At 69.5% G+C, this 24,763-nt stretch carries 28 protein-coding genes and 1 pseudogene; 19 read left to right on the top strand and 10 right to left on the bottom strand.

The window, feature by feature from the left end; all coding sequences use genetic code 11:
- Positions 1-47: 47 nt before the first annotated feature.
- On the bottom strand, positions 48-1,832 hold the full coding sequence (locus tag GA0115254_RS47235) for an AfsR/SARP family transcriptional regulator (RefSeq protein WP_305137709.1): 1,785 nt from the start codon (positions 1,830-1,832) through the stop codon (positions 48-50).
- A 272-nt stretch (positions 1,833-2,104) separates the two neighbouring features.
- Here GA0115254_RS47235 and GA0115254_RS25165 point away from each other — a divergent pair, with 272 nt between their 5' ends.
- Both GA0115254_RS25165 and GA0115254_RS25160 read left to right on the top strand, forming a co-directional pair.
- Positions 2,105-3,703, top strand: a complete 1,599-nt coding sequence (locus GA0115254_RS25165) for an MDR family MFS transporter (RefSeq protein ID WP_093897560.1) — start codon at positions 2,105-2,107, stop codon at positions 3,701-3,703.
- 346 nt (positions 3,704-4,049) lie between these two features.
- The gene (locus tag GA0115254_RS25160) at positions 4,050-4,415 is read left to right on the top strand and encodes a holo-ACP synthase (RefSeq protein ID WP_256102771.1); all 366 of its coding nucleotides are present in this window, start codon (positions 4,050-4,052) and stop codon (positions 4,413-4,415) included.
- Here GA0115254_RS25160 and GA0115254_RS47760 read toward each other — a convergent pair.
- From GA0115254_RS47760 to GA0115254_RS25150, 3 genes are all read right to left on the bottom strand, one after another.
- A complete protein-coding gene (locus tag GA0115254_RS47760; protein WP_370740939.1) occupies positions 4,366-4,677 on the bottom strand; it encodes a DUF6059 family protein in 312 nt (103 codons plus the stop codon). The two genes, GA0115254_RS25160 and GA0115254_RS47760, sit on opposite strands and share 50 nt — an antisense overlap.
- Positions 4,678-5,227: 550 nt before the next feature.
- On the bottom strand, positions 5,228-5,797 hold the full coding sequence (locus GA0115254_RS25155; protein WP_093897558.1) for a GNAT family N-acetyltransferase: 570 nt from the start codon (positions 5,795-5,797) through the stop codon (positions 5,228-5,230).
- A complete protein-coding gene (locus GA0115254_RS25150; RefSeq protein ID WP_093897557.1) occupies positions 5,794-6,567 on the bottom strand; it encodes a GntR family transcriptional regulator in 774 nt (257 codons plus the stop codon). The genes GA0115254_RS25155 and GA0115254_RS25150 overlap by 4 nt, the downstream gene beginning before the upstream one ends.
- 971 nt (positions 6,568-7,538) lie before the next feature.
- Between GA0115254_RS25150 and GA0115254_RS25145 the strand changes: the two genes are divergently transcribed.
- The 10 genes from GA0115254_RS25145 (at position 7,539) to GA0115254_RS44685 (ending at position 13,878) form a co-directional block, all read left to right on the top strand.
- The gene (locus GA0115254_RS25145) at positions 7,539-7,847 is read left to right on the top strand and encodes a hypothetical protein (protein ID WP_093897556.1); all 309 of its coding nucleotides are present in this window, start codon (positions 7,539-7,541) and stop codon (positions 7,845-7,847) included.
- Positions 7,847-8,131 (top strand): DUF6303 family protein, encoded by a 285-nt coding sequence (locus tag GA0115254_RS25140; protein ID WP_370740941.1) that lies wholly within the window; start codon positions 7,847-7,849, stop codon positions 8,129-8,131. Before GA0115254_RS25145 ends, GA0115254_RS25140 begins: the two co-directional genes overlap by 1 nt.
- Positions 8,128-9,132, top strand: a complete 1,005-nt coding sequence (locus GA0115254_RS25135; protein WP_093897721.1) for a DUF2637 domain-containing protein — start codon at positions 8,128-8,130, stop codon at positions 9,130-9,132. The genes GA0115254_RS25140 and GA0115254_RS25135 overlap by 4 nt, the downstream gene beginning before the upstream one ends.
- On the top strand, positions 9,129-9,641 hold the full coding sequence (locus tag GA0115254_RS25130; protein ID WP_093897554.1) for a hypothetical protein: 513 nt from the start codon (positions 9,129-9,131) through the stop codon (positions 9,639-9,641). The genes GA0115254_RS25135 and GA0115254_RS25130 overlap by 4 nt, the downstream gene beginning before the upstream one ends.
- The gene (locus GA0115254_RS25125) at positions 9,638-9,976 is read left to right on the top strand and encodes an RRQRL motif-containing zinc-binding protein (protein ID WP_093897553.1); all 339 of its coding nucleotides are present in this window, start codon (positions 9,638-9,640) and stop codon (positions 9,974-9,976) included. Before GA0115254_RS25130 ends, GA0115254_RS25125 begins: the two co-directional genes overlap by 4 nt.
- Positions 9,977-9,985: 9 nt before the next feature.
- A complete protein-coding gene (locus tag GA0115254_RS25120) occupies positions 9,986-10,378 on the top strand; it encodes a DUF3307 domain-containing protein (RefSeq protein WP_093897552.1) in 393 nt (130 codons plus the stop codon).
- 13 nt (positions 10,379-10,391) lie between these two features.
- On the top strand, positions 10,392-10,955 hold the full coding sequence (gene traA, locus GA0115254_RS25115; protein ID WP_093897551.1) for a plasmid transfer protein TraA: 564 nt from the start codon (positions 10,392-10,394) through the stop codon (positions 10,953-10,955).
- Positions 10,956-11,020: 65 nt separating this feature from the next.
- Complete coding sequence (gene traB / locus GA0115254_RS25110) at positions 11,021-13,024, top strand: plasmid transfer protein TraB (RefSeq protein ID WP_093897550.1); 2,004 nt, start codon at positions 11,021-11,023, stop codon at positions 13,022-13,024.
- 218 nt (positions 13,025-13,242) lie between these two features.
- Entirely contained in the window at positions 13,243-13,695 is a 453-nt protein-coding gene (locus tag GA0115254_RS25105; protein ID WP_093897720.1) for a hypothetical protein, read from the top strand.
- Positions 13,696-13,704: 9 nt separating this feature from the next.
- The gene (locus tag GA0115254_RS44685; RefSeq protein ID WP_176740276.1) at positions 13,705-13,878 is read left to right on the top strand and encodes a hypothetical protein; all 174 of its coding nucleotides are present in this window, start codon (positions 13,705-13,707) and stop codon (positions 13,876-13,878) included.
- A gap of 10 nt (positions 13,879-13,888) precedes the next feature.
- Here GA0115254_RS44685 and GA0115254_RS25100 read toward each other — a convergent pair whose 3' ends face one another.
- Positions 13,889-14,200 (bottom strand): hypothetical protein, encoded by a 312-nt coding sequence (locus GA0115254_RS25100; protein WP_093897549.1) that lies wholly within the window; start codon positions 14,198-14,200, stop codon positions 13,889-13,891.
- A 113-nt stretch (positions 14,201-14,313) separates the two neighbouring features.
- Here GA0115254_RS25100 and GA0115254_RS25095 point away from each other — a divergent pair, with 113 nt between their 5' ends.
- From GA0115254_RS25095 to GA0115254_RS25075, 5 genes are all read left to right on the top strand, one after another.
- The gene (locus tag GA0115254_RS25095) at positions 14,314-15,219 is read left to right on the top strand and encodes a bifunctional DNA primase/polymerase (protein WP_093897548.1); all 906 of its coding nucleotides are present in this window, start codon (positions 14,314-14,316) and stop codon (positions 15,217-15,219) included.
- Entirely contained in the window at positions 15,216-15,569 is a 354-nt protein-coding gene (locus GA0115254_RS46430; RefSeq protein WP_256102759.1) for a hypothetical protein, read from the top strand. Before GA0115254_RS25095 ends, GA0115254_RS46430 begins: the two co-directional genes overlap by 4 nt.
- Positions 15,566-16,741: a DUF3631 domain-containing protein gene (locus GA0115254_RS25085; RefSeq protein WP_093897547.1), complete on the top strand. Its 1,176-nt coding sequence runs from the start codon at positions 15,566-15,568 to the stop codon at positions 16,739-16,741. The genes GA0115254_RS46430 and GA0115254_RS25085 overlap by 4 nt, the downstream gene beginning before the upstream one ends.
- A 211-nt stretch (positions 16,742-16,952) precedes the next feature.
- On the top strand, positions 16,953-17,174 hold the full coding sequence (locus GA0115254_RS25080) for a helix-turn-helix transcriptional regulator (RefSeq protein WP_093897546.1): 222 nt from the start codon (positions 16,953-16,955) through the stop codon (positions 17,172-17,174).
- A gap of 73 nt (positions 17,175-17,247) precedes the next feature.
- Positions 17,248-18,516 carry a tyrosine-type recombinase/integrase gene (locus GA0115254_RS25075; protein ID WP_093897545.1) on the top strand — a complete coding sequence of 423 codons (1,269 nt, stop codon included), beginning with the start codon at positions 17,248-17,250 and terminating at the stop codon, positions 18,514-18,516.
- Between the two features lie 111 nt (positions 18,517-18,627).
- Here the strand turns inward: GA0115254_RS25075 and glnA are convergent, their stop codons facing one another.
- Positions 18,628-20,037, bottom strand: coding sequence for a type I glutamate--ammonia ligase (gene glnA / locus GA0115254_RS25070; RefSeq protein WP_093897544.1), 1,410 nt, complete (start codon positions 20,035-20,037; stop codon positions 18,628-18,630).
- 253 nt (positions 20,038-20,290) lie between these two features.
- Here glnA and GA0115254_RS25065 point away from each other — a divergent pair, with 253 nt between their 5' ends.
- The gene (locus GA0115254_RS25065; protein ID WP_093897543.1) at positions 20,291-20,758 is read left to right on the top strand and encodes an RDD family protein; all 468 of its coding nucleotides are present in this window, start codon (positions 20,291-20,293) and stop codon (positions 20,756-20,758) included.
- 107 nt (positions 20,759-20,865) lie between these two features.
- On the opposite strand, the gene GA0115254_RS25060 is transcribed toward GA0115254_RS25065, so the two are convergent.
- The 4 genes from GA0115254_RS25060 to lipB all read right to left on the bottom strand — a co-directional run bounded on the left by GA0115254_RS25060 (position 20,866) and on the right by lipB (position 24,033).
- Positions 20,866-21,573: a DUF4191 domain-containing protein gene (locus tag GA0115254_RS25060; RefSeq protein WP_093897542.1), complete on the bottom strand. Its 708-nt coding sequence runs from the start codon at positions 21,571-21,573 to the stop codon at positions 20,866-20,868.
- 19 nt (positions 21,574-21,592) lie between these two features.
- Positions 21,593-21,793, bottom strand: coding sequence for an SCO2195 family GlnR-regulated protein (locus GA0115254_RS25055; protein ID WP_093897541.1), 201 nt, complete (start codon positions 21,791-21,793; stop codon positions 21,593-21,595).
- 329 nt (positions 21,794-22,122) lie between these two features.
- A complete protein-coding gene (gene lipA / locus GA0115254_RS25050) occupies positions 22,123-23,088 on the bottom strand; it encodes a lipoyl synthase (protein WP_093897540.1) in 966 nt (321 codons plus the stop codon).
- 132 nt (positions 23,089-23,220) lie between these two features.
- The gene (lipB, locus tag GA0115254_RS25045; protein WP_093897539.1) at positions 23,221-24,033 is read right to left on the bottom strand and encodes a lipoyl(octanoyl) transferase LipB; all 813 of its coding nucleotides are present in this window, start codon (positions 24,031-24,033) and stop codon (positions 23,221-23,223) included.
- A 262-nt stretch (positions 24,034-24,295) separates the two neighbouring features.
- On the opposite strand from lipB, the pseudogene GA0115254_RS25040 reads away from it, so the two are divergent.
- Positions 24,296-24,763 (top strand): annotated as a pseudogene (locus GA0115254_RS25040) (regulator); the annotation flags it as partial.

Here is a 24,763-nt window from a genome sequence, read left to right as displayed (position 1 = left end):
AACGCTTCAGGGGGCGCCCCGAAGGGCGCCCCCTGACGTACGTACGGTCAGACGCAGGTGCGTACCTGCTGCATCGCGCGCAGCGCCGTGCGAACCAGCGGAGGCAGGCGGTACTGGAAGAACCGCTCCGTGGTCGGATCGCTGGCCATGTCGACGTCGAGGAGGTAGAACTCGACAAGTTCCTCGAGGAGTTCCTCGGCCTCGTCCGCGTCCCTTCCGAGGATGGACGCCGCCTGCTCCACCGTCAGGTCGCCGGTGGACTCCCAGGCCAGCTTGGACAGTGCATCCCGGAGCCGGGACTCGAGTCTGCCGCAGCGCCGGACGACGTAGTGGAAGGGGTGGGGTCGTTGGTGGTCGACAAAGGTCGGCCGGTCCCGGCTCAGCCAGTCGACCAGCTGCCGGATCGACCAGTGCGGCCGCAGCGCCAGTAGGGCCACGGCCTCGAGCATCGGGCCGGGCAGATCGCCGCAGAGGGCGAGCATCGTGCGGAGGCCGGGAACATCGCCCGGTGCGCGGTCCCTGCCGAGCGTGCCCTGGAACAGTTCCGACGAAAGCTTTGTCTCCAGTGGCGGAAGGTCCGCCCGCGCCTTGAACTGACTGCCGTACAAACGCCGGTAGCCCGCGACGAGCACAGCGGAACCGGCGTCGGCGGGCAGGAGATCGGTGACCTGGTCGGTGGCCGCCACGTCGTCGATGACCAGCAGCACCCGGCGGCCGGCAGTCCAGGCGCTGAACATCCGGGCGCGGTCGGCGCAGTGCGGTGGCAGATCACTGCGCCGGTGGCCGATCGCCTCGAGAAGGCTCGCGAGCACCTCGTCGGTGGTCAGCGGGTCCGCCGGGTTCCCGAACGACACGTACAGCCGGCCGTCGGGGAAGGAATCCGCCAGCCGGTGGGCGAGATGGACGGTGAAGGCCGTGGTACCCGCACCGGGCGCGCCCGACACGGCGACACACCGCGGGCCTTCGGTCCCCCCCGGTTCCGACAGCATCCTGCCGACGTGCCGCAGTTCGTCCTCCCGGCCCACCAGCGAGACGTCCGGCGGCAGCGTGACCGGTGGCCCGCCCACCGGTGCGCCGTGGACGGATGTCTGACCGCCGGGGAGGTCGAGCCCGTGGTCGCCGGCCAGCACCTGCTGGTGCAGCCTCTGGAGTTCCGAGCAGGGTTCCAGGCCCAGCTCCCGGGTGAGCACCCGGCGAATGCGCTGGAACACCTCCAGCGCCTCCGGCCGCCGGCCCGCCCGGTAGAGCGAGAGCATGAGCTTGGCATGCAGTCCCTCACGCGTGGGATTGTCCGCGGCCAGCGCCGTCAACTCGCTGATGAGCCGGTGGTGCCGGCCCAGGAGCAGGTCGGCGTTGATGCGCTCCTCCAGTACCTCGTAGCGCTGTTCCTCGAGCCGCAGCGCGTCGATGCCGACGATCGGGCCGGGAGCCAGATCGCTGAGGGCAGGCCCTCGCCAGACGGTGAGTGCCCGCTGCAGCAGATCGGCGGCCTCGGCCACGGACCCTCTTTCCATCGACTTCCGCCCGCGCGCTGCGAGTTCGCCGAACTCCTGGGCGTCGAGGCAGTCCGACGGCACGGAAAGCCGATAGCCGCCCGGTGTGGTCAGGAGGGTTCGGGAGCCCACGGCGAGTCCGGTGAGCTGCGGATCGCAGAGCCCCGGCAATTTGCGCAGCTGGTAGATGTACGTCTGCAGCGTCGTGGCCGCGCTGGACGGTGGGTGCTCCTCCCAGAGCTCCTCGACGAGCTGGTGCAGCGGGACCGTCGTGTTGGCCCGCAGGGCCAGCAAGGCCAGAACTTGTCGGACCTTTGGTGCGGATGGCGTGACATGCACGCCGGCGTGGACGACTTGCAGGGTTCCAAGTAAGCCGATCTGCAGCACTGGCCCTCCCGTTGGTTTGCATCGTCGATACGGCCTGATGCACTTCGTGAGCGTGAGGTCGATTACTTGACTTCTGCTGGAGCGGTACTCGACGGGGCAGCGACAGGGCACGGTCTGTCAGACCTCCATCCCCCGAAGGCCCGGACGCTGAGCTATGCGAGACATTTATATGCTAGTGGCATACACTTGCCAAGTACCTTTATGTGTGGCCTGAGGAGGACTCGATGACCGACGCCGGATCAGGCCGTCCGCAAGGACCGCCGACCACCACTGCGCCCCCGCTCCCGCCCCGCTTCCCTCTGCTCCTTGCCGCCCTGCTGCTGACCAGCGCGATGTCGATGCTCGACCAGTCGATCGTCGCCACCGCGGGTCCGAGTCTTACCTCGGATCTGGGCGCCCTGAACCTCTACAGCTGGACCTTCACGGCGTACATGCTGACCTTCAGCGTGGCCATGCCCGTCTACGGGAAGCTCGGTGACCTCTTCGGCCGCCGGGTGGTCTATCTGTCTGCCGTTGTGATCTTCCTGGCCGGGTCTGCGGCCTGCGGCGCGGCCGACTCGATGGGCCAGCTGATCGCGTTCCGCGCGCTCCAGGGTCTGGGCGGCGGGGGGCTCCAGGTCAGCGCGTTCTCCGTGCTCGGCGATCTGATGCCTCCCCGCCAACGCGCCAAGTACCAGGGGTGGTTCGCCGGGGTCATGGTCATCGCCAACCTCGCGGGGCCGTTGGCCGGCGGCTTCCTGACCGACCAGTTCGGCTGGCGCTGGATCTTCTACATCAACCTGCCCCTCGGCCTTCTCGCCATGGCCGGTATCCGGACCCTGCTCCCTCGCGACAACCGCGGCGCGGCCCGGCCCCGTATCGACTACGGCGGGACGGCGCTCCTGGCCGGGGTCATCGTCTGCCTGGTCCTGGTGACCGACCTGGCCGGGCGCTACGGCTGGGGTCACACGGCGGTCATCGCGCTCGGAGCGGGCGCCGTGCTGCTGGGCGCGTTGTGGCTGCGCCATGAACGGCGTACCGAGGAGCCCGTCGTACCACTGACGCTGTTCGCCGACCGGACGTTCACCATCTGCGTGGTCGTGGCGTTCGCCGTCAGCTTCGCCTTCTTCGGCTGTGTCAACTTCGTACCGTTGCTCTTCCAGACGGTCGAGGGTGTCAGCGCCACCCGCACCGGGCTGCTCTTCCTGCCCGCGATGATCGGCATGGCCGTGGCGACGGTGGTGGCCGGGCAGGTGATCGCGAAGACCGGACGCTACAAGTGGTTCCCGGTGGCCAGCACCGGCCTCGCCGCGGTGGCAGCCGGATTCATGGCCCTGACCTCCGCGGATACCGGAGCCGCAACGGTCAGCGCGCTGCTCGCCGTCATGGGTATCGGTGTCGGCCTCTCGTCGCAGGTGACCACTCTCGTCGCCCAGAGCACGGCGTCCCGGCAGCACATCGGGGTCAGTACCTCCACGGTCGGGCTCGCCCGCAACATCGGCGTGGCCTTCGGTGCCACGGTGTTCGGTTCGCTGCTCAACGCGCGGCTGGCCACAGAAGCCGTACGGCAACTGCCCCCGGACGTGGCGGACCGGGTCGTGGGGGGCACATGGGAGTCGCAACAGACCGAAGCCCTCGATCCGCAGACCGTCGCGGCGGTGGCCGACGTCTACAGCGGGGCGCTGTCCACGGTCTTCCTGTCGGCCGTGCCCGTGCTGGTGCTCGGTCTGATACTCGCGCTGATGCTGAAGGACGTCCGGCTGGAGGCGCGTGGCCCGGGGGGCCCTGGAGGCCCGGGGAAGCCGGTGGCCGCTGAGCGCCCGGGCGACACGCGGAAGGGCTGACGGCCTCCCCTCCACGACAGGAAGTGGGGGAGGCCGTCAGCGGGCGCACCCAGGGGCCCGCCCCGTCAGAACCGGACACGAACCGGCCCCAGGACCGACCGGGGTGCCGGACGCACCGGACCCGGGGCGGCCCGACGCCCGGACCCCGTCGGGCCCGGCTCGCGAGATCTTCGAGCGGCCGTCGAGCAGGCGGTGACAGCCTGCCGACATGCGAAGCGACGACACCTCCGCACTGGGTCCGTTCGACAACTTCCTGACGGGCATCGGCCAGTGGCTGGTCTGGCTCCTGCCGTACCCGCTCGTCGGTCCGTATCCGGCTCAGCCGCCTCCTGCCCGGTCGCCCTCGATCGTCGGCGTCGGGATAGACGTGGCGGCCATCGACCGGTTCGGCCAGGCACTGGAAGGCAACCCGGGCCTGGCCGATCGGCTCTTCACCCCGGCCGAACGGTCTCTCCCCTCGGGTGCCCCGCGCGGCACGGCCTCTCTTGCGGCGCGGTTCGCAGCCAAGGAGGCGCTGGCCAAGGCGCTCGGGGCGCCCGGCGGGCTCCGCTGGCACGACACCGAGGTCCGTACCGGTCCGGGGGGCCGCCCCGTCCTGCACGTCCGCGGCACCGTCGAGGCCGCGGCGGCCCGGCACGGCATCACCTCATGGCATCTGTCGCTCACCCACGACGCGGATGTGGCTTCGGCCGTCGTGATCGCGGCGTGCTGATCGCCGTACCCGGGTCTTCACGCTCCCACATGTCTTCCAGCCGACGGCACGTCGCCCGCTCCGGCCCGGACCATTCCGAGACCGGGACCAGACGCTCGGGATGACCCGGCACCGGCGTGCCGTCGTCGGCCGCCGTCCCTGCCACCGGTCCGAGGCCGTAGCACTCCGGTGGGGTGTACGCGCCGAGGAACTGGCCCACGGCGACCAGACCGGCCCCCAGGTCCTTCCCCACCCGCCGCACCCAGTTCGGCACCCGTCCCATGTTGCCCACCTGCCCATCGCCCTCTTCCGGGCGGTGTGCGCCCGGGCCCGGCGGCGAGGTTAGTAGGGCGCCCTCGAAGGAAGGTGGAGGACGGAAGCCGACGCGGCGTCAGCCTTCCAGCGACCGACGAGCGTCTCTCGAGTGCTCACCGGCACAGTGGCTCACGGGGGCGGGCCCACGGCCTGGCGCGTCCCCTCGGCGGCGGCCGGAGCGGTGTGCGTTCCCCCGTGGCGCAGCGCTCCGCCCGCCGCTTCGCTTCGTCCCCTCAGGCATCCGCGTCCTCAGCGGCCCTGCACGGACGCGTGGCCGGTGCTACGGCCGAGGGCCGCCACCCCAGCCGGGGTGGCGGCCCTCACCGTTCGTTTCCAAGGCTCCCGCCGGGGTCACCCGGCTCAGCCGCTCAGATGTCGAAGAACTGATGTCCCGTACGCGCCACCTCAGAGTTCGTGATCTGTGATAGCTCTGACCAGCGGGGGAGCGGTCATCGTTGGTCGTTGATGGTTGCCGTTGGGCGCCCTTGGACGGCCCGTGGACGGCCCCGCAGGGATTGTCAGTCAGCGAGCGATACCGGCGTCGGAGCAGGGGTTTCATCCGCGAATTCGTGCCGGACCGGCTGCGTCGCACGCTGGGCGAGCCACCCTGACACACGGGGCCCACCGTTTACGGCGCCGCCTTCCGTGACGGTCCTCACGTGCGCGAATCCGTGGCGCAGGTAGTACTGCTGAAGTTCGTGATTCGTTGTCCACGCGTCGAGCCGCAGCCATTTCGCCCCCGCCTGGTGGGCCCGGTCGCCCGCCCAATCAAGGAGCCTGCCACCAATGTCCTGTCCGGCATGCGTGCGAGCCACCGTGAGCTTATTGACGAACATCGACGGTTCACTCAGTTCCGCGTCCGTCCAGAGCCCATCCTCTGCCTCAGAAGTCAGGGTGATCGTTGCAGCCGTCGTCTCCTGATCGCGCAGCATGAAGACGGTTCCGGTTTCGATGGTGGCCAACAGCCGGTCCGCCGGGTACGGGCGGCTCCATTGATCGGAGCCAAGGCCCTGCAGCCAAGCAGCCGCCTCCTCTCGGAAGGCGAGCAGCTTGGGCAGGTCGGACGGCTGAGCGGGCGTGATCTTCACCGAGGCTCGCTCTCGCTTCGGGCGGACAGGTCGCCGATCTCGTAGTTCATCCGGTTCAGGTCGCCCCGGAACGTCGTGATGGTGCACCGGATCGGGCATTCATCGGAGTAGCCGGTACGCGTCCACAGCAGGACAGGAACGCCTGCACCGATCTCCAGCAGTCGCGCCTCTTCAGGCGTCGGCATGCGGGTTGCGATCTCGTCGAAGTACCCGATCTGCGTGATACCGAGGGAGGTGAGGTAGCGAGTCGTACCCTCCGCGATATCGCCCGGCTCGGTAAGGCGCGGCCCCCTTTTTACGAGCCACTCGGGATAGTGCGTTGCTTGCGTCGACCACGGCACGTCGTCTACGAATCGATGGCAATGCCGCAGAACAGTTGTGGAGCCAGCGGTGATCAGCAGCCGTTCCGCGACGTAGGCAGGTGCGGGTTGCAACTCCACCCGGAACGTCTGATGCGGCCGACGCCCCGCGTTCGTGACATCGGTGCTGTACGCGTCCCCGTTCTGCGGGAAGCTCAGATTCTCGAACCGGGAGGCGTTCAGCTCGAACACCTCATGCTTGGTCACCTCGTAGCCGAGCCCTTGACTGGACGAGATCAACCCTTGCGTGACCAGCAGGCTTAGCCCCGACCGCACAGTGTTGCGGGATGCGTCGAAGCGGGTTGAGAGGTCGCTCTCGGAGGGCAGCCGCGACCCCGGCGGATAGGTCCCGTTGTCGATCTCGCGACGCAGTGCGTCGGCCACCTGCCGGTACTTCGGCTGCTTATTCATGCGCCCATCATGACGCACTCGCTCAACTTGTTGGTACATGTTGACCCCAATCGCTTGACGACTCACGGTCCGTGGGTGCAGCATCACTGCATCAGCTTGTACCAACAAGTTGAGCAAGCGGTGCAGCTCCTTCAAGTGTGCCCGCTTGTGCAGCATTCCCCCGCTTTCGAGCAGGTGGACGCACGACCGCAGAACGCCCGGCGGGTCTCGTGAGGACGAGAACCCCTCTCACCAGGGGATACCGCGCTTGCCGGGGAGGGTCTGGTCTTTGAGAACTGAACAGAGAGCGAACGATTCGACGGGGTGGAAGTCCCTGTCCCCGCGGACGACCGGGTGATGTCGTCGGCGGCCCCTTCCGCGTGCTGGCTCTGGAGAACAGCCCTGGTGATCATCCCTTCATTCCTGGAGGTCAACGCCTTGGCTGCCACCCGGTACGCGCCGCCCTGCTGGCGTCAGAGCAGTGACGATGACGCACCGATTCGCAGGCTCGGGACTGGTCGGTCGTGGTAACGGCCGACCAGCAAAGTTCTGCCCGGTTGCCTCCCTCGCCCGTCCGGCCTTTTCGGGCTGTACGGGCGGGGCTGAGGGGAGCCGGAATCCCCTGGTTCCAATGAGTGCGCCGCCCGGAGAGGCAACTCCGGGCGGCGCTGACAGGCACCTGAATAGGAGGTCCCTGTGGTGACGAGTCTGACAGATGCGGAGCGGGCCGAGCTGGCCCGGAAGAACGCTGAAGCGAACAAGCGCAGCCAGGACGACGCCCGTGCGCGTGGCGGCCGGTGACCGGCCGCGGTGAGCACGGGCGGGACGAGCGTCCGCCGCTGCCGGTACGGCCCCCGAGGCCGCACCCGCACGCGGCCGGCGTCGACCGCTGAGCAGATCTGCAGTTCCGCCATTTGAACGGCCCGCGGCCCCGGTGTTCGAGCACCGGGGCCGCAGTTTCGGGCCGTCCCACCGCTAGGAGAAAACGACCCATGAAGAACATCGTTGCTGGTCACGAGGCCGTTACGGCCACCGAGTTCACTGAGCTGGCACTCGGTATCGATCTGGAGCTGTTCACTGGTTCGGCCACGGAGTCCGCGATGGAGCGGGCGGCGCGGCTGGACGTGGCGCACGAGGTCCTCGCGGAGCTCCGCGAGAGTGACCCGGAGACCGCCGCGTACGCCGAGTCGCTGCTGCGGACGCTGCCGCTGAAGACCCGACGGCCGGACGGCCGGCGTCCGCGCCGTGCGGTCCGCCGCCCGGTGAAGGGCTGCATGGCCGGTTCGGCGGTGGCCGCGTGATGGAGCACACCGCGCAGATGTCCAACCGTGCCGGCCGGTGGCGCCTGTACGTGGTGCTGCTGGGCGGCTTGGTCTCCCGGTGGCCTGAGCACGACTTCGGCCTGACGGCCACTGTTCCGACGGTGGCGGAGCGTTCACGGGCACTCGCCGCGCTCGGCTTCGTGTTCACCGACGGTGCCGAGTGGAATTGGATCGAGGACTGCGAGACGCACGGTGACGACACGTCGCCGGTGCTGCTGCTGGCCTCGATCCGCGTGTGTTCACGGGACGGGGGCACGTCGTGAACAGTGCTCAGATCCGTTCAGCGGACCGTGCCCTGTCGGTCGGCACATGGTTGATCGTGGCAGGGGCGATGCTCTACTCGATCCTCACCGTCACCCCCCTCGCGGCCCGTCACACCCCCCAGGAATGGCGCTGGACGGCCCCCATCCTTCCGTTGGTGGTCGACGCGGCGGTCGTCATCGTGGTCCGCCTGGACGCGACGCTGGCCCGGCTGGGCGGGCACGGCGGGCGGTGGCCCATCGTCCTGCGGTGGATGACCGGCTGCATGACTCTCGCCCTGAACGTGGCCGACTCGGCCTTGCAAAAGGACCTGGTCGGCGTGGCTGTGCACTCGGTGGCGCCGCTGCTGCTGATCGTCACGGCAGAGACCGGACTCGCCTACCGGCGGGCCATTGCTGCGGCGCTGAACGACTTGAACGCCCGGCAACAGGCCGAGAAGGAAGCCCGCGAACAAGCGGCTGCGCAGCGGCGGGAAGCAGCCGAGCGCAGTGCCCGTGAGGAGCGCGAGCATCAGGCCGCGCTGGTGCGTGAACAGCGGGAGCACGAAGCCCGCTTGGCCCGTGAACAAGCTGAACGCGAGGACCGGGCACGGCGCGAAGAGCAGGCGCAGACCGAGGCTCGCGAGCGGGCTGAGCGTGAGGCCCGTGAACGCGCCGAGGGCGAGCGTGAACAGCAGCAGCGCGAGCGTGAACGCCGTGAACGCGAGGCAGCCCAGCGGCGCGAGAACGAGCGTCGTCAGCGCGAGCAGGACGCCCGCCGGCAGGAGACCGAGCTCCGGGAGCGTGAGGCACGTGAACGTGCCGCGCTGCTGTCCGGCGGGCCGGTGAACGAGAAGCTGCCCGAGCCCAGGGCCCGGCAAATCGTCGCCGCCGCGGTCGAGTCCGGGCTGCCGGTGCGCACGGCCGCCGAGCTGTGCGGTTGGTCGACCGGCTGGGTCTCCGCCCGCTACCAGGAACTGCGCGACGCCAAGACCACCCCCGCCCTTGAGGGAGTTTCCGCATGATCGCCGTCGTACGCACCCGCACCCTGCACGCCCTACGAGCCAGCAGGTCCGAGGCGGAGACGGCGACCGCCGCCGCCCGCGCCGAGGCCGAGCAGCACCAGCTGGAAGGTGCTCTCGCCACCGACTCCGCCATCCGGGCGGAGAGCGCCGTGGAGGAACTGCGCGCTGCACTCGCCCGCACCATCGCCGATGCTGCCCGGCTCGAAGGCGAGGTGGAGACCCTGCGCGCCCAGTCCTTGCTCGACACCGAGGACCGGCAAGCGCTGCGGATGCTGCTGCGCACCACCCGGAAGCAGAGCACCCGGGCCGACCGCGTCTACGTCCTCTACCGCCTCGGGGAAATGCACAGCGTGCACGCCACGCGGGACGCGGCAGAGATCGCGGCCGAGGCCGAGGGCGCCGCGCGGGACGGATGGACCTCGTCCACCACCTGCTGCGACGGGTTCCCGGCCCCGGCCTCCGAGGTCCCGTGGCGCATCCGGCCGGTCCCGCTCGGAGGTACCCGGTGAACACGCTGCCGGTCTACCGGTGGCGCCTCGCACCGGACGGCCTGGCCACCCGCCGCCAGCTCCGCGCCCTCGGGCTCCGGCCCGGCGGTCAGGACGTCGCCGCGCAGCTCGAACGGCCGCGCCGCCGTCGCGGCCCGCTGGTGGCGTACCTGTACCTCGTCGACCGTGCCAAGCCGGTCCGCCCGATGACGCCGGCCAAGTGGGCGGCGCTCGCCAAGGCGAACACGGCCCGCCGTACCTGCCCCAACTGCCGCCGCGATGCGGGGTACTGCATCCCGCCGTCGCTCGGCATGTGCGTGCCCTGCCACGACTCCGCTCCCGCTCTCGCCGCTTGAGGAGAAGACGTGTTCGCTGACCTCGCGTTCCTGCTCTACGTCGGCCACCTGATCGCCGATTACCCGCTGCAGACGGACCACCAGGCCGGGCACAAGGCTCTGCCGGGCGTGGCCGGTTGGCGGGCGAACTTCGCGCACGCCGCCACGCACGTCGTGGTCTGCGCGACCCTGCTCATTCTCGGTGCGGCGGTGCTGGGCTGGTCGCTTCCGGCCCTGCCCGCTCTGGCCGCGGTCCTGTGGATCGGCGTCACGCATGCGGTGATCGACCGGCGTTGGCCCGTCACGGCCTGGATGCGCCTGGCCCGCCAGGACTCCTGGGCCGCCAACGGCGGTGCCGCGCAAGTCGACCAGACCGCCCACATCGCCGCACTCGTCGTCGCGGCGCTCTGCCTCTCCGCCTGAGAAGGGGATCACCATGGCAAGCAACAGCACCCGTACCACCAACCGGTCGCGTACCCGGACCAGCGGCGGACCGGCCCCCGCCAGCAAGGGCGCCAAGTTCGCGAACAACGCGGGCGCGGCCGTCGGCGGTTTCGTCGGCGCGGTGGGCGGCTCGTTCGTCCCGCCGATCAACGTCACCGTCAACAACAACAAGAACGTCCCCGGGCCCCGGGCCGCGCAGTCGCAGAGCCTGCTGCCCGCCCCGGAGTTCAGCAGCCCCGCGCAGATCCGCAACTACTGCAACAGCCTGCGGGCCGCCGCCGTGATGCTCTCCTTCGAGGTCGCCATGGGCGCCGAAATCCTCAAGGCCGTGCTGGGCACCGTCCCGGACCCCGAGGGCCGGATGGGCGGCGCGAAGATCCGCGCGTTCAAGGTCTCGCGGAAGATGCAGCGCGCGGCCGACGAGCTGCGCAACGCGGCCAAGCTTGCTGCGGCTTGCTACGCCCAGTTCCAGCAGGAGTACGAGGGCGAGCTCGGCGCCCACCGCCACCGCGCCCAGCGCCCGGAGCGGCCCCGCATGAACTGGACCGCGCAGTGAGCCGCCGGTGGGTCGACCAGGACGGACGAGACGTGGAACGAGAGCTGGAAAGGATGGAACGAGGGATGAGGAACCGCGGCGAGCACAGCACATCGACCGGCGGCGGCATCGGGGCGTACCTCCTGCACCGGGCCAAGCCCCACCTCCCGCCGTGGCTCGGCGTCGCCGGAGTCGGTGTCGCCGGGAGCGGTGCCCACCTGGTGTGGGCTGACTCGGTCGGGGCGGGGGTCGGGCTGACCCTGTCCGCCGTCGCCCTGACCAGCGCCACGTGGTGGGCCGGTCGGGAGACCAGCCCTCAGCGGCGCCTGCACTCCGCCATCACCGTGGCGTCCGCGTCGGCGTGGGTGACCGCGGCCGCGCTCGAAGGACCGCTGGCCGGCATCCTGCCGGACACCTTCCTGATGGGCGGGGTGGTCCTCGCCCTGTCCTGGAACGTCCGGATGGCGCTGCGGACGTCGGACGGTGCGGGCGAGCAGTCCGGGGACAAGGGGCTGCTGGAGAAGGTGGGGCTGGCCAAGGCGAAGATCGGCCGGACGCAGGTGGAGCCGAACCGGGTCACTGCGGCGCTCAGCCTGCCCGCTGGGGAGCAGACCAACGACGACGTGGCCCGTGCCCTGGTGCGGATCGCGTCGGCGCTGGATCTCCCGCAGTCCGCGGTGCGCTACCAGCCCGACCCCGACTCGGTCCGGCGCGGCGAGCTGGTCATCGTGCCCAGGGACATGCTGGGCGAGACGGTGGAGTGGGAGGGTCCGTCCCTGCCGGGCGGGTCCATCACCGATCCGCTGGTCATCGGCCAGTACGACGATGGATCGCCGCTCGTGGTGTGGCTGCCCGGCGACCCGGAGGCCGGGCGCAACGCGTCGCACTTCCTCATCGCCGGGGGCACCGGGTCTGGCAAGGGCGACGCGGCCCTGAACCTGCAAACGGAGATCCTGTCCCGCAAGGACGTCATCTTCTGGCTCAGCGACCCCAAGGCGTTCCAGGACTTCAGGCCGCTGCTGCCCGCCTACGACTGGGCGGTGGAGGGCGGGGCGGGCACCGAGGCGATGGTCGCCGCACTCCAGCAGGTCATCCCGGCCCGGACCGGGTGGCTCGGGAAGCACTCCTACCGGCAGTGGGCACCCGAGGCCGCGCAGAAGCAGAGCGACCCGGCGCACTCCTGCCGCCCCGACCGCACCCCGTGCGGCTGCCCCGGCATGCCGTACATGGTCGCGTGGATGGAAGAGGCCGCGAACACGCTCCGCGCCCTGGGTGACGACGCGTTCACCGGCATCGCGCAGGAAGCCCGGTCGGCCGGCGTCTCGCTGATCGTGTCGCTGCAGCGCCCTTCCTACGACCAGATGTCGACCAGCACCCGGGCCTCTCTCCCGTCCGTGATCGCGCTCGGCTGTGACCCCCGCGACGAAGGGTTCAGCCTGCCCGAGTCCGTCATCGACCAGGGCGCGCACCCCGGAGCGTGGGGCAACCGTAAGCCCGGCTACTGCTACGTCGTCTCCGGCGGGATCGCCCCCGAGCGGTACGCCTCCCCGGGCCGCACCCAGCAGTTCACCACCCGGGCCGTGTCCCTCATGGAGACGCTCGCGCAGTGGGCCGTGCGCAACGGCGCCACTGCCGACCCGATCACCGCCGGGGCCGCGAAGGCGGCCGTGGGCAACGCGTACACCGGCCGCCGTACCGACACTGACGAGACGGAGCAGACCGCCGTGCCGGAACAGGACGACACCATCCAGACCGGCACCCTCCTCGACCCCGAGGACGCCGCCATGGACCCCGAAGCCGACCTCCCCGCGGCCCAGCAGGGCGACGATGCCCCGCTGTTCGGTCAGGACACCGGCCGCAAGCCGTCCCCGGAGGAGGCGCGGGAGCTGTTCGCCCGCGCCCTCGACGAGTTCGAAGAGGCCGGGCAGATGGTCGTCGGGCCGAAGGACTTCATGGACTGGTGCGACGCCAACGGCTACAGCCGACCGTGGGTCTCCGCGAGGCTCCGGGACGCCGCCCTGGAGGGCCGCCTGCAGCCGACGAACCAGACCGGCCGGTGGCGGATCGTCCCCGCCCTGACACCCGCGTGACGCCTGACACCGTCACGGGCCCCGTGACACCCAAACCCCTAGGCGGGAGCGGGTGTCACGCGCCCTGACACCAGGCCCTGACACCCGCGTGATACCCCCCTGACACCGCACGTGACATCCCCACCCGGGGCCCCTCGCCGCACCGCGCGCAGGGGCCCCGGCCCGCCCGGGAGGACCACCCCGTGAACCGATCCGACCACCCCGTCCACCCGCTCCCGATGACCGACGCCGAGGCCGCTGCCGAAGCCGCACGGATCATCACCGACGCCTACCGGCCCACCCCCGAAACACCCACCGCCTACCGCGACACGACCCCCCTGCCCCGGTACGGCACCGCACTCCCGGTAGCCCAGCCGGGCATCCCGCCCATGTCCCAGACGGCCACCGACGCGAGCAGGCTCATGCTGACCGCCGGACTCGCCACCGTGCCGCCGGGCCTGATCGCGATCGGCCTGCTCATCGCCTCCCAGCACGCCGACCCCACCGTCCTCGCCCTGCTCCTCGGGGCCCCCGCCGTCCCGATCCTCGCCCTCGCCCGGCTGATCCGCCGCGGCAAGGAAGCACTGCCGGACGTGCACCACCACCACTACGAGGGCCCCGTCCACCAGGACCGGCGCAACGTCCACACCACCACCCGTGGTGTGTGGGCCAAGACCAACAACCAGCAGTGAGCAGCGGTCATGCCGTTACTCGACTGGCGCGACAGCAGGCACTTCGACCCGCACCGGGACCTGCCCTGCGTGCTCTGCCGCCGCCCCACGCCGATGCGCTCCCACGACCGCGAACCCGTCCACAAGGTCTGCGCCGAAGCCTGGTGTGACCAGCACCCCGAATCCAACCGCTTCCACAACTGACCGACAGGCGCTACGTCGGACCGGGCAGTTCCTGGTCAAGCCGCTGCTCGAAGTCCTCGTCAGCGAGTTCAGCCGCAACGAGCAAATCACGCCAGTCGAGTTGCGCGAGACGGACGGCAGACCTCAGGCGACCGATGTCCCCACGCGCAAAGAGCACCACTGCAGCCATCAGACGCTCGTCGCCAACACCGACCATCCCGTCGGGCCCCAATTTCTTGACCAGGGAGCGCAAGGCCCCCTCGGCACCCTTCGCGACCTCAGCGTCAGGAAAGTCGCACCTGACCCGCCTCCGCAGTCGGTCGCTGACCTCAGCCTCACCCATCACGCTCTCCCTACCCGCCCCGCAACCCGGAAAAGGCCAGGGCGGCCGTCTCTCGCCAAAGTCACGGCCGCCCTTGTCTGCCAGCACTCACTACAGAACTGGAGACATCCAGAATGCCCCATGAGCGCAACACCCCGCTGCTCTCCGCAGCGTTAGAGGCCGCCGAACGCGGCTGGTACGTCCACCCCTTGCGCCCCGGCGGCAAAGCCCCCGCCCTGCATGGAGAAGACCACTGCACCAGCACCGGAGCCTGCACAACCGGCCACCGCAAGTGGGAGCAGCGCGCCACCCTGGACTCCGACCGCATCCGCGGGGCTTGGGCCCTCAAGCCGTTCAACATCGGTTTGGCACCAGGTCCTTCGGGGCTGGTCGTGATCGACCTCGACATGCCCAAGCCTGAAGACGATGCGGACACACCTAGCGGTGTGGATTCCTTCAAGGCGCTCTGCGAGCGCGCCGGGCAGGCCGTCCCCACCACCTACCGGGTGCGGACTCCGAGCCGTGGAATGCACCTCTACTTCACCGCCCCCAGCACGGTCCAGATCCCCAGCAGCAAAGGGAAGCTGGCCAAACGGATCGACACCCGGGCATGGGGCGGCAACGTCGTCGCCCCCGGCAGCACCGTCAACGGCCAGGCATACGAGGTCACCGACCCCGCCCCCGTGGCCGAACTCCCCGCATGGCTGCTGGACGCTCTCACACCCGCACCGGCGCCCGCACAGCAGGTACGCATCCAGGTACCCCGGTTCGGCAACCGGGCCGCCGATGCCGCCCTGGAACGCGAGACCGCCACCGTCCGCGCCACCACCGAGGGCGGCCGCAACGAGCAGCTCCTCAGGAGCGCCCGCGCCGTGGGCCGTTTCGTCGCGTGGGGCGACCTCCCCCGGCACGAGGTGGAACAGGCTTTTCAGGCGGCGGGCGAGTCGACCGGACTCCCGGCTGCCGAGTGCCGCACCACGGTCCGCAGCGCCCTCAACTGGTCCATCCGAACCTGCCGGCCGAGGGGGACCGCCGCATGAGCACCCAGCGCCGCCCCCACCTGAAAAGCCTCCCCCCACCGTCCACCGGCCCCAGCACCGCCGAACCCGTCCCCACCCAGTCCGGCAGTAGCGCGCCGAGGGTCGTCGGCCGTAAGGCCGTCCTTTCATCTGTTCGTCCTGACCCGCAGACCGGGGACGGCCGGTACCCGATCGCTTGGCTCACCATCAGCGCCCCGCGCGGCGCGGTCCCCACCGCAACCAGCATCTGCGAGTGCGGCCGCAACCTCTTTGCCGCAGGTCACCGCAAGGCACTCGCTCTGATCGCAGACCACACCGCCCACCGGACCCGCTGCCCGCTGCGCACCACCGAGGAAAGGATCGCCACATGACCGCGACACCGCCCACCCCGCCCATCGACGGTGCCGCCCTGCTGGCCGAGGTGGAAGCCTTTCATCGCCGCTTCAACGTGTTCCCGACCGAAGCCGCTTACGTGGCTGTGGCCCTGTGGGATGCGCACGCGCACCTGCTCGACTGCTTCGACTCCACTCCGCGGCTGGCGTTCCTCTCCCCTGAGCCGGGCTCCGGGAAGTCACGCGGCCTGGAGATCGTGGAAACGCTCGTTCCTCAGCCGATGGTCGCCGTCAACGCCAGTGCTGCGGCCCTGTTCCGGGCGGTGTCGGCCAGTGAGGGTCGCCCCACGATCCTCTTCGACGAGATCGATACGATTTTTGGTCCCAAGGCCGGGGACAACGAGGAACTGCGCGGCTTCCTGAACGCTGGCCACCGACGCACCGGAGTCACATACAGATGCGTCGGGGACGGGGGCAACCAGACCGTTCAGGCGTTCCCCTCGTACACCGCGGTGGCCGTCGCCGGACTCGGCTCGCTGCCCGACACGATCCTCACCCGCTCCGTCATCATCCGCATGCGGCGCAGGGCCCGGAACGAGAAGGTCGAACCCTTCCGCGCCCGCATCCACGAGAAGGAGGGCCATGCCCTGCGTGACCGGCTCGCCGCCTGGGCAGAGCAGGCCCGCGGCTTCGTGATGGGTGCCTGGCCCGACATGCCCGAAGGTGTCACCGACCGGCCCGCCGACGTGTGGGAGCCCCTGCTCGCCATCGCGGACGCGGCAGGCGGGGACTGGCCCGACAGGGCCCGCGACGCCTGCGTGAAGCTCGTGAAAGCATCCCAGGCCGACGACAAAGGAAGCCTTGGGATCCGCCTGCTCACCGACCTCCGCGACCACGTCATGGTCGGCATTGATCGGCTCCCGACCATCGCCATCGTCGACCGGCTGAACGCGCTCGACGACGCCCCGTGGGCCGACCTGCAGGGCAAGCCGCTCGACTCCCGGCGGCTGTCCCGCATGCTCCACGACTACGTCACCGCGGACAACGAGCCCATCGCCTCCCGCAACATCCGCACATCCGGCGGGGTCCTCAAGGGCTACTACTCCACGGATCTCCACGACGCGTGGCAGCGCTACTGCCCGCCCCCTCTCGTACAGCCGCTACAAGCGCTTCAGCCGCTACAGCCCAGCTCAGAGGCCATCCCCGCGTAGCGGACCCGCCTCGATGTAGCGGCTACAACACCCGCACCACCGCTACCGGCCGCACCACCCACCGGGCGGCCGGTAGCGGTCGTAGCCGCTACATCCGCACGACCCGCTACAGAAAACACCCTGCTGACCTGCGATGTAGCGGTGAAGCGGATGTAGCGGACCTAGCAGAAGGGGGCCGAAACCCCCAACCCCGCCATCAAGGAGAGGCCGAATGGCGACCGCCATCAGGACAACGCTCCGCGCTGGACTCCCCGACCGCTACCTCACTCCGGAGGACATCGCCGACCTGTTCTCGGTCCCGCTGGAAACCGTCTACGCCTGGCGTAAAAAGCGCACCGGACCGCCCGGATTCCGCATCGGCAAGCACCTGCGCTACGCCCCCGAAGCCGTCCACGCCTGGATTGGCACTCGCATCGAAGCCGACGCCGCCTAACCAAACCCGCCACCACCGCAGGGGCACGACCCACACGGGCCGTGCCCCTGCCGCATAACCGCAGGAGCACCCCTTGGCAGGCCACATCCAAGACCGCTGGTACAAGTCCGAAACCAATCCGGGAGGCAAGACCACCCGAGTCAAGACCGAGCGCTACGGAACGGGCATGCGCTACCGCGCGCGCTACGTGGCGCCGGACGGGAGCGAGCGCAGCCGCTCCTTCCCCGACAAGCAGAAGCGGCTCGCCGAATCGTGGCTCACGCAGATCGCGGCCGACATGACGCGCGGCCAGTACGTCGACCCGTCAGCGGGGAAGGTGACGTTTCAGCAGTTCGCCACTCAGTGGCTCGCTTCGCAGACGACGGACGCCGCCACCATCGTGGCCATGGAGCTGCGGTTTCGGCTGCATGCCTTCCCACACATCGGGTCGCGGTCCCTCAGTGCCTTCCAGCCCGGCCACATCCGCACGTGGGCCCGGACGCTCAAAGACTCCGGGATCGCGTCGTCATATCAGCGCGTCATCTTCGCCAATGTCTCCGCTGTGTTCGGTGCGGCAGTCGACGACGGAATCATTGCTCGAAACCCGTGCCGCGCCGGATCGGTGCGCGCGCCGAAAGTGGACGCAAGGAAGCTCAAGCCGTGGACCCGCGAGCGTGTTCTCGCGGTCAGAGATGCTCTGCCGGCGCAGTACGGCAGGGCCGTGGATGTGGGTGCGGGCTGCGGGTTGCGGCAAGGTGAGATCTTCGGGTTGGCCGTCGATGAAGTCGACTTCCTCGGGGGCGTCGTGCACGTCAACCGGCAAGTCAAGATGGTTGGCCCGCACCTGGTCTTCGCTCCACCCAAGGGCGGCAAGCTTCGCGACGTGCCGCTGCCCAACTCGGTGTCCTATGCGCTGGCTGCGCACGTCACCCTGCGCCCACCCATCGAAGTCACGCTGCCATGGAAGACCCCCGACGGGCCGCCCGTCACCGCCACGCTCATGTTCTACTCGCGCGAGCGGAAGGCGCTGAATCGGAACTACTTCAACATGTACCTCTGGAAACCGGCGCTGGTCTCTGCGGGAGTCATCCCGGAGCGCCTGGCGGGAGAGCGGTTCAAGCAGTCGCGTGAGCACGGGATGCACGCGTTGCGGCACTACTACGCGTCGGTACTCCTGGACGCGGGGGAGAACATCAAGGCGCTTGCCGAGTACCTCGGTCACTCGGATCCGGGCTTTACGCTGCGCACGTACACGCACCTGATGCCGAACAGCCAGGATCGCGCCCGGAAGGCCATCGACGCGGCGTTCGGCACGGACGCAGACAACGAGGGTTCCGGCGGGGCGTCGGCTGCCGCGGCCTGAGCGCAGTCCGCAGAAAAGGCCGTCGGCCGTGTCTTCCGAGAGGGGAAGAACACGGCCGACGGCCCACAGGCGGCCCAGGCGAGCGGAAACCTGCTCTGACCTGCGGCGTTCTTAAATGTCGAAGTACAGCTCGAACTCGTGCGGGTGCGGACGCAGCTGGATCGGAGCGATCTCGTTGGTGCGCTTGAAGTCGATCCACGTCTCGATCAGGTCGGACGTGAAGACGCCACCGGCCTGCAGGTACTCGTTGTCCGCCTCCAGCGCGTCCAGGACGGCCGGGAGGGAGGTCGGGACCTGCTGGACGTTCGCGTGCTCCTCGGGAGCCAGCTCGTACAGGTCCTTGTCGATCGGCTCGGCGGGCTCGATCTTGTTCTTGATGCCGTCGAGGCCGGCCATCAGCAGAGCGGAGAAGGCGAGGTACGGGTTGGACGACGGGTCCGGGGCGCGGAACTCGACGCGCTTGGCCTTCGGGTTCGAGCCCGTGATCGGGATACGCATGGCGGCCGAGCGGTTGCGCTGCGAGTACACCATGTTGACCGGGGCCTCGAAGCCGGGGACCAGGCGGTGGTACGAGTTCACCGTCGGGTTGGTGAAGGCCAGCAGCGACGGGGCGTGCTTGAGGATGCCGCCGATGTAGTAGCGGGCGATGTCCGAGAGGCCCGCGTAGCCCTGCTCGTCGTAGAACAGCGGGTCGCCGCCGGCCCACAGGGACTGGTGGACGTGCATGCCCGAGCCGTTGTCGCCGAAGATCGGCTTCGGCATGAAGGTGGCGGTCTTGCCGTTGCGCCAGGCGACGTTCTTCACGATGTACTTGAAGAGCATCAGGTCGTCGGCCGCGGCGAGCAGCGTGTTGAACTTGTAGTTGATCTCGGCCTGGCCCGCGGTGCCGACCTCGTGGTGCTGGCGCTCGACCTGGAGGCCGTTCTTGTCCAGCTCCAGGGAGATCTCGGCACGCAGGTCGGCGAAGTGGTCGACCGGCGGGACCGGGAAGTAGCCGCCCTTGTAGCGGACCTTGTAGCCGCGGTTGTTCTCTTCCGACCCGGTGTTCCAGGCGCCGGCCTCGGAGTCGATGTGGTAGAAGGACTCGTTCGCCGAGGTCTGGAAGCGGACGTTGTCGAACACGTAGAACTCGGCCTCGGGGCCGAAGTACGCGGTGTCGGCGATGCCGGTGGAGGTGAGGTAAGCCTCGGCCTTCTTGGCCACGTTCCGCGGGTCACGGCTGTACTGCTCGCCCGTGATCGGGTCGTGGATGAAGAAGTTGATGTTGACGGTCTTGTCGCGGCGGAACGGGTCGACGCGGGCGGTCGACAGGTCCGCGCGCAGCGCCATGTCGGACTCGTGGATGGCCTGGAAGCCGCGGATCGACGAGCCGTCGAAGGCGAGCTCCTCGGTCGGGTCGAAGGCCGCCGCCGGGATGGTGAAGTGCTGCATCACACCGGGCAGGTCGCAGAACCGGACATCGATGAACTTGACGTCTTCGTCGGCGATGTACTTCTTCGCGTCGTCGGCGTTCTGGAACATCCAACTCCTCCTACTCCCGGCCCGGGAGGGACGGGGTTGTAGCTCGTGGTGCGGCCAGTGCGGTGGCACACGCTGGACCCGACCATAGGCAGACCGGATTTCTCAAGCATGACCCATTTGTTTCGCAGAAGTTAACCGAGCCGGGTGTGAGCGGCACCTCGTGGCCGGTCCGGGGCCCTCGTCCCTGCCGGGCGACAGCCCGCAGCGGCCCCCGCCCGGCAGGGTGCGCAGTCGGGCGCAGTACCGTGGTCGGGTGGACAACAGGCAAGCAATCGGATCGTGGCTCTCCGGGCCGCGCGCGGCCGCCGAGGAGATGGGGGCCGACTTCGGCCACCGGGGCAAGCGGCTCGGTCTGCCCGAGCACGGGCCGGGATCCGTGGCGCCGCTCGGCCGGCGCTTCGGTGCGCTCTTCATCGACTGGGTCCTGTGCATGGTGATCGCATACGGGCTGTTCGCTCGCGGTGACCAGCAGGCGGCCGGGAACTGGGCGCTCGGCGTCTTTCTCGTGCTGAGTGTGCTCACCGTCGGGACCATCGGCTGCACGCCCGGCAAGCGACTCCTGGGCATCAGGGTCGTCGCCGAGAACGGTGGCCGGCTCACTTTCGGCCGGGTGATCGTCCGGAGTGTGCTGCTCTGCGTGGCGATTCCGGCTCTGGTCTGGGACCGCGACGGCCGGGGTCTGCACGACCGGCTGGCCCGCGCTGTTCAGGTGCGTATCTGAGCCGGGGACGGATACCGCGCACGGCATGAGAAGAGGGCGGGTTGCGAACCGAACCGGTTCGCAACCCGCCCTCTTCGTGCGTACAGCGGATACGGGCGACGGAAGCGTCAGCGCATCTTTCCGCCGCGCGGCATCCGCATGCCCTTCGGCATCGGGCCCTTGGGCAGCGGCATGTTGCTCATCAGGTCGCCCATCGCGCGCAGCCGGTCATTGGCGGCCGTCACCTGCGGGCCGGTCAGGACGCGCGGCAGCTTCAGCATCTTGGTGCGCACCTTCTTGAGCGGCACCTGGCCCTCGTCGTTGCCGACGACGATGTCGTGCACCGGCACATCGACCAGGATGCGCGCCATCTTCTTCTTCTCGGCCGCGAGCAACAGCTTCACCCGGTTCGGGTTGCCCTCGCCGACCAGGACGATGCCCGCCTTGCCCACGGCGCGGTGGACGACGTCCTGGCTGCGGTTCATCGCGACCGCAGGGGTCGTGGTCCAGCCACGGCCCACCCGGTCCAGCACTGCCGCCGCAGCGCCCGGCTGTCCCTCCATCTGCCCGAAGGCCGCGCGCTCGGCACGCCGTCCGAAGACGATCGCCATCGCGAGGAGGGCCAGCACGAAGCCCAGGATGCCCAGGTAGATCGGGTGGCCGATCAGGAAACCGACCGCGAGGAGGACACCGAAGGTGACGATTCCCACACCCGCGACGACAAGACCGATCTTGGAGTCGGTCCGCCGGGTCATCTTGTAGGTCAGGGCGATCTGCTTGAGTCGCCCCGCGTTCTCGGCGCTGTCCGCGCCTTCAGTGTTTGCCTTCCTCGCCATGTACGGAAGTTTACGTGGCTCAGGAACGGTGGTTGGCCGCGGCCTCCAGTACGTACTCGGCCTCGACCCGGTCCTTGGCCCGGCGCCGGTCCTCCAGGACGGCTGTCCAGGCGTTGCGGCGGGCGGTGCGCTGGCCGCTGCTCAGCAGCAGCGACTCGACGGCACGGAGAGCATCGGTGACGGAAGGGATGGCGGTGGCGCGTACCGGCACGGCCTGCATCGTGGAAATCTCCTCGGAGCGGATGTGCGGACTGAGTTGCGTGGACTCAGCTGCCCGGGCCGATCTGCCCGGGACTGCGTTGCGCGAAGTGGGTGGTGTGCGCTGGGTGCGGGGAGCAGGGGTGGCAGCGGCCCGCAGAGTCGCTGCGCCGTTGCACCCAGCGTCATTGCTCGGTGTTACCAGCGCATGACCGGTCGGTCAAACACCAATGAAACCTTGATATGGGCGCAGCGCACGCCGACGCGGCCCATACGCGCCCCCGACCTGCGGGGAGCGTAGGGGCCGCGTCGAATCAGCTATTACCGATCGGTAGCTTCTTGTGCTCGGATTCACACAGCGGGCGCCGCCGCGACGGCGTCACGCCGCTCGATCGCCTGCTGGAAAAGACGGCCCGCGCGGTACGAGGAACGGACCAGCGGCCCGGACATCACGCCGGAGTAGCCGATCTCGTCGGCCTCCTCCTTGAGCTCCACGAACTCGTGCGGCTTCACCCAGCGCTCGACCGGGTGGTGGCGCACGGAGGGCCGCAGGTACTGCGTGATCGTGATGAGCTCGCAACCCGCGTCGTACAGATCCTGGAGCGCCTCGCTGACTTCCTCGCGGGTCTCGCCCATGCCGAGGATCAGGTTGGACTTGGTCACCAGGCCGGCCTCGCGGGCCCGCGTGATGACCTCCAGGGAGCGCTCGTAACGGAAACCGGGGCGGATCCGCTTGAAGATCCGCGGCACCGTCTCGACGTTGTGCGCGAGCACCTCGGGACGCGAGGAGAAGACCTCGGCGAGCTGCTCGGGCACCGCGTTGAAGTCGGGGATCAGCAGCTCGACCTTGGTGCGGCCGGCCTCCCGGTCCGCGGTCAGTGCGTGGATCTGGCGCACGGTCTCCGCGTACAGCCAGGCACCGCCGTCCTCCAGGTCGTCGCGCGCGACGCCGGTGATGGTGGCGTAGTTCAGGTCCATCGTGACGACGGACTCGCCGACCCGGCGGGGCTCGTCCCGGTCCAGCGCCTGCGGCTTGCCCGTGTCGATCTGGCAGAAGTCACAGCGCCGGGTGCACTGGTCGCCGCCGATGAGGAACGTGGCCTCGCGGTCCTCCCAGCACTCGAAGATGTTGGGGCAGCCGGCCTCCTGGCACACCGTGTGCAGACCCTCGCTCTTCACGAGCTTCTGCAGCTGGTTGTACTCGGGGCCCATCTTCGCCCGGGTTTTGATCCACTCGGGCTTGCGCTCGATGGGGGTCTGGCTGTTCCGGACCTCAAGGCGCAGCATCTTGCGCCCGTCGGGTGCGACAGCGGACACTCCGGCACTCCCCTTTGCTTTCACTGCATTGGATTCTTCGGCGAACACCAGGGTACGCCCGTAGTTCAAACGGCTTTACGTCTGGCCAACCTGTGGCCGACAGGGCCTATTCCCCGCAGGGAGTCCAGACTGTCACGCCGTGGCCACGGCATCCGACGGGCGCTCGATGGTGCGCGGGGCGAGCTGCGCGTTCTCCAGGACGTCCTTGAGGTGCTTCTCGACGACCGGGAGCACCTCCGCGATCGCGATGTCGCGACCCAGTTCGTACGCGAGGGACGTGACGCCCGCGTCCCGGATGCCGCACGGCACGATGCGGTCGAACCAGGTGTTGTCAGGGTTCACATTGAGCGAGAAGCCGTGCATGGTCACGCCCTTGGCCACCCGGATGCCGATCGCGGCCAGCTTGCGGTCCTCGCGGCGCTGCCCGGCGTTGGACGGGGCGTACTCGGGGCCGTTCAGCCGCGGGTCGAATTCCTCGTCCTGCAGCCGCGGGTCGAAGTCGAGGGAGAGGCCGCCGATCGACGGACGGTCCTCGACCGGGTCGCCGAGGACCCAGACCCCGCTGCGGCCCTCGACCCGGGAGGTCTCCAGCCCGAATTCGGCGGCGGTACGGATCAGCGCGTCCTCCAGCCTGCGGACATGCGCGACGACATCCACCGGACGGGGCAGCTTCTGGATCGGGTAGCCGACCAGCTGTCCGGGACCGTGCCAGGTGATCTTCCCGCCGCGGTCCACATCGATGACCGGGGTGCCGTCCAGCGGGCGCTCACTGTCGGTCGTGCGCCGCCCCGCCGTGTAGACGGGCGGGTGTTCCAGCAGCAGACAGGTGTCCGGGACGGTGTCCTCGAATCTGGCCGCGTGCACCTCGCGCTGCTTCTGCCATGCCTCCTGGTAGTCGACGGCTTCCTCGCCGAATCCCAGCCGGACGAACCGAAGCTCGGTCACGACAGATGCCTCCCTACTCGCGGTGCCGGGAGCCGGGGGTGCCCGGAGCCACGCCACCATGCACTGAATCAGCCCCGAGCCACTGTACGACCGGACCCCGGGCGGTGGCCCAGCAGGTCGTCCCCGTCAGCGCCACCCACAATCCTCACACGATCGGATGAAAGTGAAGCGAAGGTGGCTGCGGCCGCCGCAGAGGCCGCTAAATTCACGCCGTCCATGAGGGCTGCCCGCCCGGCCCCGAAGGCAGGAGACCGTACAGCTGATGTCGGAACGACCTCCGCAGCGCACCCCCAACCGCCGACTCGCCTCGCTCATCACCGAAGCCGGCTTCTCCAACGCCGGCCTCGCCCGCAGGGTGGACCAACTCGGCCTGGAACACGGCCTCGACCTGCGGTACGACAAGACCTCCGTGACCCGCTGGCTGCGCGGCCAGCAGCCACGCGGAACCACCCCCGCGCTGATCGCCGAGGTCTTCACCCGGCGGCTCGGGCGCCGCCTCTCCGCGCAGGACCTGGGCCTCGACTCGTGCGCCCCCGTCTACGCGGGCCTGGAGTTCGCGGCCACGCCCGCCGAGGCGGTCGACATCGTCAGCGGACTGTGGCGGAAGGACTCGGGCAGCCAAGCGGAGCTGCGCAAGATCGCCTTCACCCCGGCCGGGCTCGTCGTCCCCAGCAGGGACTGGCTGATCGGCCGGGCCGATGAGTGGGTGGGACGGGGGAGCGAGTCCTCG

The sequence above is a fragment of the Streptomyces sp. Ncost-T10-10d genome (genome assembly GCF_900091955.1).
GTDB lineage: Bacteria > Actinomycetota > Actinomycetes > Streptomycetales > Streptomycetaceae > Streptomyces.
Note: the sequence above shows the minus strand (reverse complement) of the source record. Positions and strands in the feature narration are given on the sequence as shown.

Coding starts and splice junctions, on each gene's coding strand:
- GA0115254_RS25165 (WP_093897560.1), top strand. CDS start 2,105: ATGACCGACGCCGGATCAGGCCGTCCGCAAGGACCGCCGACCACCACT.
- GA0115254_RS47760 (WP_370740939.1), bottom strand. CDS start 4,677: ATGGGACGGGTGCCGAACTGGGTGCGGCGGGTGGGGAAGGACCTGGGG.
- GA0115254_RS25150 (WP_093897557.1), bottom strand. CDS start 6,567: ATGAATAAGCAGCCGAAGTACCGGCAGGTGGCCGACGCACTGCGTCGC.
- GA0115254_RS25145 (WP_093897556.1), top strand. CDS start 7,539: ATGAAGAACATCGTTGCTGGTCACGAGGCCGTTACGGCCACCGAGTTC.
- GA0115254_RS25140 (WP_370740941.1), top strand. CDS start 7,847: ATGGAGCACACCGCGCAGATGTCCAACCGTGCCGGCCGGTGGCGCCTG.
- GA0115254_RS25130 (WP_093897554.1), top strand. CDS start 9,129: ATGATCGCCGTCGTACGCACCCGCACCCTGCACGCCCTACGAGCCAGC.
- traA (WP_093897551.1), top strand. CDS start 10,392: ATGGCAAGCAACAGCACCCGTACCACCAACCGGTCGCGTACCCGGACC.
- traB (WP_093897550.1), top strand. CDS start 11,021: ATGAGGAACCGCGGCGAGCACAGCACATCGACCGGCGGCGGCATCGGG.
- GA0115254_RS25105 (WP_093897720.1), top strand. CDS start 13,243: ATGACCGACGCCGAGGCCGCTGCCGAAGCCGCACGGATCATCACCGAC.
- GA0115254_RS44685 (WP_176740276.1), top strand. CDS start 13,705: ATGCCGTTACTCGACTGGCGCGACAGCAGGCACTTCGACCCGCACCGG.
- GA0115254_RS25100 (WP_093897549.1), bottom strand. CDS start 14,200: ATGGGTGAGGCTGAGGTCAGCGACCGACTGCGGAGGCGGGTCAGGTGC.
- GA0115254_RS25095 (WP_093897548.1), top strand. CDS start 14,314: ATGCCCCATGAGCGCAACACCCCGCTGCTCTCCGCAGCGTTAGAGGCC.
- GA0115254_RS46430 (WP_256102759.1), top strand. CDS start 15,216: ATGAGCACCCAGCGCCGCCCCCACCTGAAAAGCCTCCCCCCACCGTCC.
- GA0115254_RS25085 (WP_093897547.1), top strand. CDS start 15,566: ATGACCGCGACACCGCCCACCCCGCCCATCGACGGTGCCGCCCTGCTG.
- GA0115254_RS25080 (WP_093897546.1), top strand. CDS start 16,953: ATGGCGACCGCCATCAGGACAACGCTCCGCGCTGGACTCCCCGACCGC.
- glnA (WP_093897544.1), bottom strand. CDS start 20,037: ATGTTCCAGAACGCCGACGACGCGAAGAAGTACATCGCCGACGAAGAC.
- GA0115254_RS25060 (WP_093897542.1), bottom strand. CDS start 21,573: ATGGCGAGGAAGGCAAACACTGAAGGCGCGGACAGCGCCGAGAACGCG.
- GA0115254_RS25055 (WP_093897541.1), bottom strand. CDS start 21,793: ATGCAGGCCGTGCCGGTACGCGCCACCGCCATCCCTTCCGTCACCGAT.